The 14,727-nt window shown below is 49.1% G+C and carries 10 protein-coding genes and 1 tRNA gene; 9 read left to right on the forward strand and 2 right to left on the reverse strand.

Annotated elements, in window-relative coordinates:
* Positions 1-196: 196 nt before the first annotated feature.
* The 9 genes from serS (at position 197) to IV45_RS07530 (ending at position 11,795) form a co-directional block, all read left to right on the forward strand.
* Entirely contained in the window at positions 197-1,498 is a 1,302-nt protein-coding gene (gene serS, locus IV45_RS07490; RefSeq protein WP_057742266.1) for a serine--tRNA ligase, read from the forward strand.
* A gap of 233 nt (positions 1,499-1,731) precedes the next feature.
* Entirely contained in the window at positions 1,732-2,898 is a 1,167-nt protein-coding gene (locus tag IV45_RS07495; protein ID WP_057742269.1) for an MDR family MFS transporter, read from the forward strand.
* A 111-nt stretch (positions 2,899-3,009) separates the two neighbouring features.
* The gene (gene gltX, locus IV45_RS07500; protein ID WP_057742272.1) at positions 3,010-4,515 is read left to right on the forward strand and encodes a glutamate--tRNA ligase; all 1,506 of its coding nucleotides are present in this window, start codon (positions 3,010-3,012) and stop codon (positions 4,513-4,515) included.
* A 43-nt stretch (positions 4,516-4,558) separates the two neighbouring features.
* Positions 4,559-4,631 (forward strand) — tRNA-Val (locus IV45_RS07505).
* Between the two features lie 315 nt (positions 4,632-4,946).
* Positions 4,947-5,954 (forward strand): LacI family DNA-binding transcriptional regulator, encoded by a 1,008-nt coding sequence (locus IV45_RS07510; RefSeq protein WP_057742276.1) that lies wholly within the window; start codon positions 4,947-4,949, stop codon positions 5,952-5,954.
* Positions 5,955-6,679: 725 nt separating this feature from the next.
* Complete coding sequence (locus IV45_RS07515) at positions 6,680-8,230, forward strand: MFS transporter (protein WP_083487297.1); 1,551 nt, start codon at positions 6,680-6,682, stop codon at positions 8,228-8,230.
* Between the two features lie 28 nt (positions 8,231-8,258).
* Positions 8,259-9,380 carry a glycoside hydrolase family 88/105 protein gene (locus IV45_RS07520; protein WP_057742278.1) on the forward strand — a complete coding sequence of 374 codons (1,122 nt, stop codon included), beginning with the start codon at positions 8,259-8,261 and terminating at the stop codon, positions 9,378-9,380.
* A gap of 15 nt (positions 9,381-9,395) precedes the next feature.
* A complete protein-coding gene (locus IV45_RS07525; RefSeq protein WP_057742281.1) occupies positions 9,396-10,235 on the forward strand; it encodes a sugar phosphate isomerase/epimerase family protein in 840 nt (279 codons plus the stop codon).
* Positions 10,236-10,244: 9 nt separating this feature from the next.
* The gene (locus tag IV45_RS07530) at positions 10,245-11,795 is read left to right on the forward strand and encodes a glycoside hydrolase family 43 protein (protein WP_057742284.1); all 1,551 of its coding nucleotides are present in this window, start codon (positions 10,245-10,247) and stop codon (positions 11,793-11,795) included.
* 159 nt (positions 11,796-11,954) lie between these two features.
* On the opposite strand, the gene trpS is transcribed toward IV45_RS07530, so the two are convergent.
* Both trpS and tyrS read right to left on the reverse strand, forming a co-directional pair.
* Positions 11,955-12,980, reverse strand: a complete 1,026-nt coding sequence (gene trpS, locus IV45_RS07535; protein WP_057742287.1) for a tryptophan--tRNA ligase — start codon at positions 12,978-12,980, stop codon at positions 11,955-11,957.
* A 259-nt stretch (positions 12,981-13,239) separates the two neighbouring features.
* Positions 13,240-14,490, reverse strand: coding sequence for a tyrosine--tRNA ligase (tyrS, locus tag IV45_RS07540; protein ID WP_057742289.1), 1,251 nt, complete (start codon positions 14,488-14,490; stop codon positions 13,240-13,242).
* Positions 14,491-14,727: the final 237 nt, after the last annotated feature.

The following is a 14,727-nucleotide window of genomic DNA, read 5'->3' on the forward strand; positions in this document are numbered from 1 at the left end:
GCTGACGGGTGGTGTGAGTCAGCTGCCGAAACTCCGATATCTTAAATGTGGGCGGGTAATGCCGCACGGTGAATGGCCGTTATCCATATCGAGCGTGTCTATTTAGACAAACTTGGGTGGTACCGCGGAACCGGAGTCATTTCGTCCCAAAATTTTTGAGATGGAATGACTCCTTTTTTTGACTGGAGGGTTTTCGATGTTAGATATTAAGAAGATTCGTCGCCAACCAGATTGGTTTAAGGAGAAGTTAGCAACTCGGGGCACGAAGCCTGAGGAAATCGATGAGGTTTTGGACCTCGATGCTAAGCGCAGAGACCTGTTACAACAGACGGAAACGATGAAGGCTAAGCGGAATGCCGTTTCTAAGCAGATTGGTGATGCTAAGCGCGCCAACAAGCCAGCCGACGACATCATCGCTCAGATGCGTGACTTAGGTGACCAGATCTCCAAGCTGGACGAACAGGTTGAAAAGGTGGAAGAAGAATTCCACGACAAGATGTCACGCCTGCCAAACGTGCCACACAAGGATGACCCAGTCAGCCTGACTGAAGAAGGCGCCATCGAATTACGCAAGGTCGGCCACATCCGTGACTTCGACTTTGAACCAAAGCACCACTGGGATGTCGGTGAAAACCTGGGTATCCTGGACTTTGACCGGGCACGTAAAGTATCTGGTGCACGGTTTGTCTACTACTTGGGCTTGGGTGCTCAACTGGAACGGGCCGTTTACAACTTCATGCTGGATGAACACATGAAGGAAGGCTACACCGAAGTTCTGCCACCATACATCGTTAACGCCGCTTCAATGTTCGGTACTGGTCAATTCCCAAAGTTCAAGGATGGTGTCTACCAGGTTAACGGCGAAGACATGACGCTGATTCCAACTGCTGAAGTGCCATTGACTAACTACTACCGTGGCGAAGTCATTCCAGAAGAAGAACTGCCAGTTAAGGTAACTGCTTTGACCCCATGCTTCCGTTCTGAAGCCGGTGCCGCTGGCCGTGACACCCGTGGCTTGATCCGGATGCACCAGTTCAACAAGGTCGAAATGGTTAAGTACACCAAGCCAGAAGATTCATGGAAGGCATTGGATTCAATGACCGCTAACGCCGAAAATATCCTGAAGAAGCTGGAAATTCCTTACCACGTTATTCGTTTAACCACTGGTGACATGTCATTCACGGCTTCTGAAACGCGGGACCTGGAACTCTGGATGCCTGCTCAGCACAAGTACCGTGAAGTATCATCATGCTCGAACTGCCTGGACTTCCAAGCACGGCGGATGCACACCCAGTACCGTGGCAAGGATGGCAAGCTGCACTATGTTCACACCCTGAACGGCTCTGGCCTGGCTTGTGGACGGACGGTTGCCGCTATTTTGGAAAACAACCAAAACGAAGACGGCTCAGTTACGATTCCAAAGGTCTTGGTACCATACATGCACGGGGTTACGAAGATCACCAAGGAAAACGCGGTTCCATTCCGCAACAAACACTAGTAAAAGCGCTTTAGCGGCTTTATACCGCGGTTTGTGTTACACTAGCAGTGAGAGTGGCTCACTGATAAGTCGCGCACATTAGTTCATTATCGAAACGAAAATATAACAGCGCATTTACGCAGAGGAGCTCCAACATCCGGCAAGTCCGGAGGCTGGGGCTTTATTTGCACTTGCGTTGCTTTAATTGTGGTTAACTGAGTCGCTGTGGCAATCAATCAAGGAAAGGATAGAAAATGACAACCGATCGCTTACAAATGAAGTGGATATTCACTGCCAGTCTGCTGAATAACACCGGGAACTCACTTTTATGGCCATTAACTACCGTTTATATGCATAACTACCTGCACCAGAGCATGACGATGGCCGGGATAGTAATGTTTCTCTTATCAATCTCGATGATGATTGGTAACTATGTCGGCGGTTGGTTGTTCGACAACTGGAAGCCGTATATGGCAGCCGTTTTACCGGTGACACTGGCGACGATCTCCACCGTTTTGTTAGCGATCTTTGACCAGTGGCCGGCCTTTGCCGTTTGGTTGTGCCTGATCAGTTTTGCCGACGGTGCCAGCTTGACCGTTATCAACTCCTATGGGACGGCGGTACCGACCCACAGCAGCCGTTACGTTTTCAACCTGCTCTACATGGCCTTGAACATTGGGGTGGTTATCGGAACGCTGTTAGTCGGTGTGCTTTTACCGATTGGCCCGCACTGGGTCTTCGGTGTCAGCGCCGCAATCTACGTGGCCTTTTTGGTCCTGACCATCCTGACCTTCAACGTTAAACTGGAACGTGGTGGCGGTCATCATGCCCGGCGCGATCAATCCGCAAAGAGCGATCGGCGGGGGATCAAAGTGGTTTACGCCTTATGCCTGTGCTTCGTAACCTTGTACTTGTCATACGTGCTTTGGGAATCCATCATGTCGGTCCGGATCACCGACATGCACATCCCGTTCTTTGCTTACAGTCTGTTGTGGACGGTCAACGGAGCTTTGATCATGATCTTCCAGCCATTCATGAACAACTTGGCGGGTTATATTTCGACCCGGGTCCAAGTTATTCTGGGCTTGTCGATCTTTGCTTTCTCGTTTATCCCGTTGATTTTTGCCCACACCTTCACCATGTTCCTGATCGTCTTCATCATCTTGACGATCGGCGAAATGATGGGGGTACCGTCCGTGCCAGCCTATATTGACGAACTGACCGACCCGACACAGGCGGGCAAGTACCAAGGGATGACCAACGTTGCCATGTCGATTGGCCGTGCCGTTGGTCCTTTATATGGTGGTCTAATCATCGACTACTTTAGCTATGAAGCATTATTCCTGTCGGTTTTTGCCATGATGGCCTTGTCCATTTTGTACATGGCGCTGGTTAGCCGACATTCTGCTGCGCAAAAGTAACGCCACGGCTTTTATTTCACTAGTCATTTTGATAAGATGTTAATGAGTGTCTGCACTTGCTTAACTTAATTAAGTGGGTGCGAAATCATATTTGATGGAGAGGATTTAATTATGGATAAAAAGGTTCGAGTTCGTTACGCACCTAGTCCGACCGGTTTCCTGCACATTGGGAATGCCCAGTCTGCATTGTTTAATTACTTGTTTGCCAAACACTTCGGCGGCACGATGGTTCTGCGGATTGAAGATACCGACTTGGCACGAAACGTGGAACATGGTGAAGAATCCCAGATGAAGTACCTGCACTGGCTGGGAATTGATTGGGATGAAGGTCCGGACAAGCCGAACCCGAAGTATGCTCCTTATCATCAAACCGAACGGAACAAGAAGGGCATCTACAAGAAGTACATTGACCAGTTAATCTCCGAAGGCAAGGCCTACTACGACTACGCCACTGAAGATGAACTGCAGCAGATGCGTGAAGAACAGAAGAAGAATGGTGAAGCACCGCACTATGACGGTCGTTGGTACCATGCCAGCGAAGAAGACATTGCCGCTGCTAAGGCTAAGGGCATCAAGCCAAGTGTTCGTTTCCACCTGCCAAAGAACCACACCTACGAATGGAACGACTGGGCTTTAGGCAAGGTCGAATTCAATTCAGACAACTTGGGTGGCGACTTCATCATCGAAAAGAACAATGGGATGCCAACTTACAACTTCGCCGTTGTGGTTGACGACCACCTGATGGAAATCACCGACACCCTGCGTGGTGCTGACCACATTGCCAACACGCCAAAGCAAATGGCAATTTACGAAGCATTGGGTTGGGAACACCCACACTTCTGCCACATTTCCTTGATTTTCAACCCGGCTACCGGGAAGAAGCTGTCCAAGCGTGACAAGAACACGCTGCAATTCATCTCTGAATACCATCGTGAAGGTTACCTGAAAGAAGCCATCTTCAACTTCATCGCCTTCTTAGGTTGGTCACCAAAGGGAGAACAGGAAATCTACTCCAAGGAAGCTTTGATCAAGGCTTACGACCCGCACAGAATGTCTAAGTCACCAGCCTTCTTTGACCAGAAGAAGCTGGACTGGATCAACGCCCAATACATCAAGAAGACGGATGTAAACGACCTGGTTGACCGGATTATGGTTCTGATCCACGAACAGGAAACCGAAATTGCCAAGAAGCTGAATGGTTTAGGCTACAGTGACGACCAGATGAAGGACGTTATCCTGCGGACGGTTCATGTTCACCAGCACGATGTTAACAAGCTGACTGAAATCATGGAACATGCCTACTTCTACGCTACTGTTCTGGACCACGACATGGATTACAGTGGTTTGAAGGACTTCGACCATGATGACACCCTGAAGGTTCTGCAAGGCTTGAAGGATGCCGTTAAGGATCAGCCAGACGACACCGACCCACAAACTTACCTGAACCTGATCAAGCAGGTAGGTAAGGATGTAGCTGTCAAGGGTCGTAACCTGTACTTCCCATTGAACATCACCTTCTATGGGCACAGTTCTGCACCACAAATCAACGAAATCATGGCTATTTACCACCCAGCAACGATTGTTAAGCTGTTGGACAAGGCCATTGCTGCTTTATAAAGTGTAAGTGAAAGCCGCTGACAGTTATGCTGACAGCGGCGATGCTCCGTTAGCTCAGTTGGTAGAGCGCTGGCATCACAAGCCAGAGGTCGCGGGTTCGAGCCCCGCACGGAACATTTTTTGTCGGCACGAAACTACGACCTCTAACGTTCTGGTGGAGCCAAACGCTAGGGGCCGTTTGTTTCCTATACGAATTCAAGCAATCATTCGGGCGGATTGAGTGATTTGTTTGTAATTAAGGCGTGATCACGTTATCATGTATAAGATATATATAAGGTGATTAACGAGTAATCATTCGTTATCAACTAAATTATTATTATTTTTACTATTTTGTATTATTTGTAAAATCAATCTTTGCTAGCTAGGCTTCATAGCCGGATTTTGTTAAGCAATGAGTGAAGACATAAGTCGCTGTTAGGGGAGGTCGTTTTATGATCACAATTAATGATGTTGCTCGCCAAGCTGGGGTATCACGTTCGACCGCCTCACGTGCATTTGTCGATAATTCCAGTATCAAGCCGGAAACGAAGGCAAAGGTGCTGAAAGCGGCATCCGATCTGGGTTACTCACCGAACATCAATGCCCGTGGCCTGGTTCAGCATAAGCACTTCATGATTGGCGTCTTCTTTACGCGCCTGCATGAAACCGATACGTCGACCTACTTCTCAAATATTATTACGACTCTTAATTCGCAGTTGCCCAACGACTATGTCCTGTCTGTCCAGGGGATTAACCAGGTGAAGAACTTCGATCAGACCATTCGCAACCGGATTGATGGTGCGATCGTCTTTTCTCAAACGAAGGAAGATGACGCCTTCATTCAAAAGTTAATCGATGCCCACATCAAAACGGTGGTCACCCTGCGGAAGGCTGATCAGCCCGAAGTTGACAACGTTTATCCAGATGACGCGGTCGGTATCACCGAAATGGTCAAGTACCTGCATGATGCTGGTCACCGTAAATTGGGCTTCATCAATGGACCGACTGGCTACGCGTCACCCCATGTTCGTTATGAGGCACTGGTAAAGGCGGCTCAGGAATACGGGATGGAGATTGTGAAAAGCGCCGGCAAGTGGGGCCACTTCTCCCTGGCTTCCGGTGAGAAGCTGATGGATGAGATCCTGGCTATGCCACGCAAACAATGGCCAGGAGTGATCCTCTGCGGCAGTGATGATATTGCCATTGGGGCGATCAAGGCCTGCCATCAGCATGACGTGCACGTTCCCAAGGATATTTCAATTGTCGGTTTCGATGACATCCCGTATGCACGGGTGATGACGCCATCGTTGACCACTATCGAAAACCCATTGGCGATGATGGCTAAGCGGGGGATCAGCTTATTATTTGACCGAATTAATGACGCGGCTCCTAGTGGCAAGCAAATCCTGACGATCACACCCCAATTAGTGACCCGTTCGTCAGTCTTGATCAAGAAATAGTTTTGCCTATCAACACAAGTAGTCGGAGTGTAAATTAACATCAACCGGTTTTTAGGCCGAGCCGGCGAAACATTTGAAAAATGCCTTTTTAAATCCCTTAAGTTGGTGTGAAATACTGCCAGCTTAAGGAATTTTTTGTGTAATTAACACGCAACTTTCGGTGTCTGTCAGTTTTTTATAGAAAATGGAATTAGGTGCACCGATTTAATTGATGATATTTGCAAACGAATGAAGTACAAAGTCCGTAAAAGAAACAAAATTTAAAATATGTCTCCCCAAAATGACTAATAATTCAAAAACTTGACCAACAGTTATGGTAAGCCGTAATAGTTAACGTAACTCCTGCCCATCAGCGTTTGTGACTGTTTTAGTGATTATAAAAATAGAATGGCAAAGAAAAATATGTAAATTAGGTAGTGAATTAATAAACATAGTCTCAAAAACATTCAGAAATAATTCGGGAACGTTCTCAAAATAGTGTTATACTTTGTATTGGAGGAATGAAACCGGTTACATTCTACAAATAACAGCTTTTCAATTGTTATGCAGCTGATCTCCTGACAAAACACACTGATAGGTTGCTTTTTTATTTACTTGTTTTTGAGATCGTTCTCATTTAGAAATGGGGCTTCGCTTCGTTTGATTGATTATTAGTACAGTTACAAGGAACTCTTTGACAAATTTTTCTATTCTTCACCAAAGAATCGCTGATAAGGAGAAGTCTTATGTCCAGGAAAAACCATAAAATAACCAACTGGACGCGGATCGCCTATGGGTGTGGTCACCTGATGGGCAACTCAGTATCCGCCATGTCCGGTGTTTGGATGCTATATTTCTTCACTACATTTGGTAACCTCAGTGCCAAAGATGCCGCGACGATTTTCTCAGTCGGGACTTTGCTGCAAGGGTTTGCCAACCCAATCATTGCATTTATTTCAGATAACTTTAACGCCACTCGCTTAGGTCGCCGTTTCGGTCGTCGTCGTTTCTGGATCATGATCGGGGCGCCACTGATGCTGACCTACCCACTGCAATTTATTCCCCACATGGGTTACTGGTACTACTTCTTTGCCTACGCCATCTTCGAAATGATCTACACCATGACTTCAATGCCATATGGTACTTTGTCTATCGAAATGACGAAAAGCTTTAAGGAACGTAACTACCTGGTTGGTTATGGTGAAATGATCGCCAAGATCGCCAACTTCGGGGTTGCTGCTTTGCCAGGTCTGGTCTTCTCATGGTTAGGTAAGGAATCCGCTAACTCATTCCTGATCGTTGCCTGCATCCTTTGCTTGATCATGATGACTGGTGAATTACTGGTTTACTTCAACACCTGGGAATTACCACCGGACCAAGTTAAGACCGAATACGTTGATAACTGGTGGGAAGGTATTAAGAAGCTGTTCATCGACTACCTGTCAACGCTTCGCTGCCGTGCCTTCCGTCGTCAACTGATGGTTTACATGTTCGGTCAAGGGTCTGAAGGTCTGTTCGCCGCTGTCTTCACTTACTTCGTTGTCTTCGCTCTGCAAAAGCCAGCCAGCCTGGTTTCTGGAATTCAAAGTATGAACTCCATTATCCAACTTTGCTCAACGGCTGTCTTCATGATTGTTATCTCACGGAAGGGCTTTAAGTGGCCATTCACGATTGCAATGTCCGCAGTTATCTGCACCTGTGTTGCTTATGCTTGCCTGTACTGGTTCCACATCAGCAGCGTTGTTGCAATCATCATCATTTCCGTCATCTTCGCTACCTTTACCGGTGGTGTCTTCTACACGCCACACGCTCTGTACCCATTCATTCCTGATGTCGATGAAGCCTTGACTGACCGTCGTCGTGAAGGTGTCTACTCAGCTGCCATGGGTCTGTGTGGTAAGTTGATGAACGCTATTTATGTCCTGGTATTAGGTTATGTTCTGGAACAAGCCGGCTTCGTTAAGGGTGCTAAGACCCAACCAGTTAGTGCCGTTCACGCCATCGTTGGTGTTCTGACGATCGGTGTTGGTTTCATGGCCATCGTTGGGATCATCGGTATCTGGCGCTTGAACCTGAACAAGGAACGTCACAAGATCCTGCTGGACGAAATCGCTCGTGTTCACGCTGGCGGTTCCATGAAGGACGTTACTCCAGAAGCACGTGCCGTTGTTGAAGACCTGACCGGTTGGAAGTACGAACAATGTTTCGGCCACAACAATGTTGGTTACAAAGGCTCCAAGAAAGACCGTGAAGAGGAAGCTGAAAAGAAGGCTGAGGAAGCTAAGGAACAAAAATAGCGGTAGCTAATCGAAAGGAGTGTCACTAATGTATCAAGGATATGGTGATCCCAATGACGATTGGGCTACCCGTGGGGTTCAAACCCTGATGAAGCGTGATCCAGTGTTCAACAAGCTTTATAACTGGTCCTATGATGACGGTACCTGTTTGGGCGCGGTCTGGCAGATCGGTAAATTGAAGCACGACAAAAAGATGCTGGAATACGTACGCTGGAACTTTGACCGCTACGTTTACGACGAAGCGGGCCATGTTAAGGGTTATGACCCAAGCAAACTGTCTCAAGACGACATCTGCAACGGCAAGATGATGATTGAGCTTTATGAATACACTAAGGACATCAAGTTCAAACACGCTGCCGATACGATGTTCAAAGAATTACGCGAGATTCCGCGGACCAAGTCGGGGACCTTCTGGCACAAGAAATGGTACCCAAACCAGGTCTGGCTTGACGGCCTTTACATGGGTTCCGTCTTCTACGCCAAGTATCAGCATGCATTCGGCATCGACAAGTATTACGACGATGTGGTGCACCAGTTCTTAACGGCCTATGCTGACACCGTTGATGAGAAGACTGGCCTGTGCTACCACGCCTATGACGAAAGCCGCGAGATGTACTGGGCCGACAAGAAGACCGGTCATTCGCCGCACTTCTGGTCACGGGCAATCGGCTGGTTCATGATGGCCATGGTTGATGTCCTCGAATACCTGCCAAAAGATGTTGACGGACGCGACCAGATCATTGCCAACTACAACTCGCTGGCCAAAGCTTTACGCAAGGTAGCCGATCCGGCAACCGGCCTTTGGTACCAGGTCACCGATGAGGGCAACCGGCCAATCAACTATCTGGAACAATCCGGATCGTCACTGATCTTGGCGGCACTGGCAAAGGGTCAGCGCCTTGGTTACCTCGAAGGCGATTGGGACAGCTTTATTGACGACGCTTGGGTACATTCGTTGGAACAGTTCATCACCATTACGGCAGAAGGTTATGTCAACACTAACCATACCTGCCAAGTAGGCGGCTTGGGTGGAGCCAACCACCGTGACGGCACTTACGCCTACTACATGAGTGAACCGGTAATTTCAAACGACCACAAAGGTTATGGCGCCTTCCTCTACCTTGCTTACGAAATGGAGCGGCGCAAATAGAAAGAAAGTGTGACCTTGGAGAATATTCAACTGGGGATTCGGGGGCATGATGTTCCCTTAAACGATCCGAGTGCCTTGGCAGCCAAGATTAAGGAGCTGGGCTTTCAATGCGTCCAGCTGGCGATCACCAAGTCGTTCCCGAACTTGGTTAAGGCGAATGGACAATTGGATGACCGACTAGTGGATCAGCTAACCCAATACTTTGGCGACGATCACTTGCCGCTATCGGTGCTGGGCTGCTATACCAATATCATCCACCCGGACCAACAGACGCGGAATCAGAACATAACCCGGATTAAGAATTATCTGGATTATGCAGGCCGCTTTGGCAGGGCAGTGCCCGTTGCCACCGAAACTGGCAGTGTCATTCCTTCTGGATACACCACGAAGAACTTTACTCCGGAGGCATTTAAGCAGGCGGTGGCCGCCATCAGCGATCTGTGTGCCCATGCCGAACGGGCCGGTGCGATCTTCGCTATTGAACCCGGCCGCAACCACCCTGTTTACTCAGTTGAAAAGGTTGTAGAGCTGCTTGATGAAGTACAAAGCCCTAACTTGGGTGTGGTATTAGACCTGCCGGGACTCCTTTACCAAGGCAATGTTGACCAGCAGGCGGCGATCTTGGATTATGCCCTCGACCACTTTGGCAATCGGATCGTGGCCTTCCACTTAAAGGATTTGGTCATCAATGGTCCGCAGATCACCTTCACCCGGTTAGGCAAAGGCCAGCTTGATTACCGTGCATATTTGAAGACGGTGGCTGCCTTTCGTCCAGGAGCCAAGGTCACTTTTGAAGGAATGCCCTTAGAAGACGAGATTGCTTCCCAACAAATATTGGCAAGCACAGAAGAATGAGGTGTTAATTTGAGTACGATTAAAAACCCAGTTTTAACGGGATTTAACCCCGACCCAGTCCTGTTCCGGGACGAAGATCACTACTACCTGGTAGTTTCCACCTTTGAGTGGCTGCCGGGAGTCAGAATCTATTCGTCAACGAACATGGTCAACTGGCACTATGAAGCCTCCGCACTGACGGAACCGGCCAACGTTGAGTTGAAAGGTAATCCAACTGGTGGTTCCATCTGGGGGCCATATGCCACTTACCACAACGGGACCTACTACATTGTTTATACCAACGTTAACCAGACCCGGGTTCCTTACAAGGATGTCGACAACTACATCGTGACGGCTAAAGACATCCATGGCCCATGGTCCAAGCCAGTCTACATCAACAGTTCCGGCTTTGACCCATCCATCTTCTTTGATGATGACGGCAAGGCTTACTTCTTGAACGAAATCTGGGACTACCGGATGGAGACCCACAACAAGTCTTGTGGGATCGTCATGCAGCAGATCGACCCCGTATCGTTTGACCTGATTGGCGAACCAAAGAAGCTCTTTGATGGCACGGCACCGGCTAAGACCGAAGCTCCGCAGATTTACAAGCACGGCGGCTATTACTACCTGTTCACTGCTGAAGGTGGCACGGGCATCAACCACCAAGAAACGATTGCCCGTTCCAAGACCATTTGGGGCCCTTACGAAGTTGATCCGGACACACCACTGATCACTTCCAAGGGTCACCCAGAACTGCCATTGCAGCAGTCCGGGCACGCCAGCCTGATTGAAACGGCCGAACATGAATGGTATATTGCCCACTTATGTACCCGGCCGCTGCCAGGCAACAAGCCGATTCTGGGCCGGGAAACCGCCATTGAACCGGTTGAGTGGACGGATGATGGTTGGATTCGCTTAACGTCAGGCAGCAAGTTCCCAGCTTTGGAGGTACCAGCGCCAAAGGGTGGGACGCCTGCTGAGCCTGTCCACCATGGCTTCAGTGATGACCTGAAGCATGGCATCGACCCCCGTTATTGGAACACCTACCGTCAGTTTGCCGACCCGAGCTGGTGCCATGCCGATGTCAATGGTTTGACGATCAAAGCCGGTCAATCGCCACAGTCAGCCTTTGACCAGCACTTAGTTGCCACTCGTCAATATGACTTCGGCGTGACTGCCAGTGTTGACATGGAGTACACCCCAACTACCTATCTGCAGCTCGCGGGTATGACCATGTACTTGGACCTGTCGAACTACATCCTGCTGATGGCAACTGTCGACGAAGACAATCAACCAGTCGTTGTCCTGCAGGAAGAAGTTGCCCAGGAATTCAAACGGGTCGCTTCAGTCAAGACTAACGGCAAAGGTCACTATCACTTCCGCATCAAGATTGATGATACGAAGGCCGACTTCTGGGTCGATGACGGTGACGGCGAACAACACCTTGGCACATTGGATGTTTCCTTCCTGTCCGGCGGCTTCACCGGTGACTTCATTGGTATGGATGCCATTGACATGCACCGGCGTAACCACACGCAGGCACGGTTCACCAACTTTACTTACCACGCTGACCATTAGCATCTCCTTTAGCAAATAACAAAATACACCAAGATAATCCGCAAGCATGATCAGCGTCAACACCAAATGTTGATTCGCTTCTCCTAACACAAACGCGCCTATCCTTTTTTGAGGACGGACGCGTTTTTCGTGTTTAAATGTGAAACTGAAAATTGATGACTAGTGCTGCTGTTCGAAGTAGTTTAAGCCCATTGCTTCCTTGACTTCATGCAAGGTTTGACTAGCAACTTCATTGGCCTTTTCCGAACCCTTCTGGAGCATGTCATAGATTGCCGGAATATCCTTGGCAAATTCCTGCCGCCGCTTGCGGATTGGTGACAGTTCTTCATCCAGGACATCAAAGAGGTAACGCTTGATCTTAACGTCACCCAGACCACCGGCACGGTAATGGTCCTTCAATTCCTGAACCTTCTCCTTATCCTTGTCAAAGATGTCCAGGTAGGTGAAGACGACGTTGCCTTCGACCTTGCCGGGATCGTCAACGTGGATGTGGTTAGGGTCAGTGAACATGGACATGACTTTCTTTCTCAGCGTGTCTTCGTCGTCGGACAGGTAGATGCAGTTGCCCAGCGACTTGCTCATCTTGGCATTGCCGTCTAGACCAGGGATCCGGCCCTGACCCTTTGGCGGGAAGACACCTTCTGGCTCAACCAGCACTGGCCCGTAGATGGAGTTGAAGGAACGGACGATTTCACGGGTCTGTTCCAGCATTGGCTCCTGGTCATCACCAACTGGAACCAGCTTAGCCTTGAAGGCAGTGATGTCGCAGGCCTGGCTTACTGGGTAGGTCAGAAATCCGGCCGGGATGGAGTGGTTGAAGTGCTTTTGCTGGATTTCCGACTTCACGGTTGGGTTCCGTTCCAGCCGGGAAACAGTTACCAGGTTCAGGTAGTACATGTTTAATTCGGACAAAGCCGGAATCTGGGATTGGACGTAGATGGTTGACTTCTTGGGATCCAGGCCCACAGCCAGGTAGTCCAAGGCCACTTGAATCAAGCTGCGCCGAATCTTTTCAGGGTCGCGGGCGTTGTCAGTCAAAGCTTGCTGGTCGGCAATCATGATGTAAGGGTCATACTTGCCGCTGTTTTGCATCTTTACCCGTTCGCGCAGGGAACCAACATAGTGTCCAATGTGAAGTTTGCCGGTTGGACGGTCACCGGTGAGAATAACTGTTTTTTCTGTCATTAAAATCGATCCTTTCATGTGTCGGCGGTAAAGAAAAACGCCCTATTCCGCAATTGGAATAGGACGAATTACCGTGGTGCCACCTATTTTACGAGCCATGCCCGTCACTCATTGGAATATTCAACTACAAGCTGGCTTCCAATTCGTTCAACCGGGGGCCTCTTTCAGCGGGTCAAGACCTTCTCTGTTGGTGGCGTCACTACTACTTTACCAGTGATTAATTGCTTTAATTATAAACTAGCTGGCTTTAAATACAAGCCTATTTGCTGACCTTGGCGAGGGTGAAGTGCTTCTTACCCTTGCGGATGACCACGAACTTGCCGTCAAAGTGATCGGCTGGGTTGATGGTTGCTTCGATGTCGGTCACTTTTTCGCCGTTGATGTGAATGGCGCCGTTCTTGACGTCTTCACGAGCTTGCCGACGTGATGGTTCCACGCCGTTGTCGACCAGCAGGTGAACGATATCGACTGGTTCGCTATCGATGTTGATCTGTGGAGTACCGTGGAAGGCCAATTCGACCTCATCAGTAGCCAGGTCTTGGATGTTGCCCTTGAAGAGGATCTGGGAAATCCGTTCAGCCTTCTTCATTTCATCTTCACCGTGGACAAACTTGGTAACTTCTTCAGCCAGGCGACGTTGTGCTTCCCGCTTCCAAGGTTCTTTCTTGACCTTTTCAGCCAAGTCGTTGATCTCTTCGTGGCTCAGGAAGGTGAAGTACTTCAGGTATTTAACCACGTCACGGTCGTCTTGGTTCAACCAGAATTGGTAGAACTCGAATGGGGTGGTCTTCTTTGGATCCAGCCAGATGGCGCCACCAGCGGTTTTACCGAACTTGGTACCGTCGGCCTTGACCATCAACGGAATGGTTAAACCAAAGGCCTTTGATTCAGGGTGCTTATCATGGATCAAGTTAACCCCGTCGACTAAGTTCCCCCATTGGTCGGCACCACCAACTTGCAGCTGAACGTCGTCGTTTTCGTACAGGTGCAAGAAGTCGATGGATTGCAGGATCTGGTAAGAGAATTCGGTGAAGGAAATACCGTTCTTCAGGCGGCTGGCCACGGATTCACGGGACAGCATGGTGTTGATACTAAACAGCTTACCGTAGTCCCGCAGGAAGGTCAGCAGGTCGATCTTGCTCAGCCAGTCGTAGTTGTCGACAATGTGGAAGTCCTTAGTGCCAAACAGGTGCTTCATCTGGGCGGTCAATGCCTTCTTGTTGTGGTCCAGCTTTTCTGGTGACAACAATTGCCGTTCCGTTTTACGGCCAGATGGGTCACCAATGAAGCCGGTCCCACCGCCGATGATGATGTAAGGGTGGTGGCCAGCCAATTGGAATCGTTTCAACAGCATAAATGGAATCAAGTGACCAATGTGCAGCGAGTCACCGGTTGGGTCGGTCCCACAGTACAATGCAACCTTCTTCTCACTCAGCAGCTTGGTTAAACCGTCCAAGTCCGTGCATTGATTGATGGCCCCGCGCCATTTCAAATCTTCGATAATATCCATTTTGTATCCTCCATTCGTAGCCTTGCGTAACGTAAAAAAATCCCAGGACCGATCGCTCAGTCCTGGGACGAATTTATCCGTGGTACCACCCATTTTCGTACGTTACGCGTACCTCATTGACGTGATTCATATAAGTGGCCAGGGTGACTAAGGCGTAATTCAGTCCGTGCTCTGTACTGGCTTGCAGCGGCCGCCAGTTTTCTGAAACGGGGAACACAGGCCTACTCGACCTCTCCT

Origin of the sequence: Limosilactobacillus secaliphilus, from assembly GCF_001437055.1 — a bacterium.
GTDB lineage: Bacteria > Bacillota > Bacilli > Lactobacillales > Lactobacillaceae > Limosilactobacillus > Limosilactobacillus secaliphilus.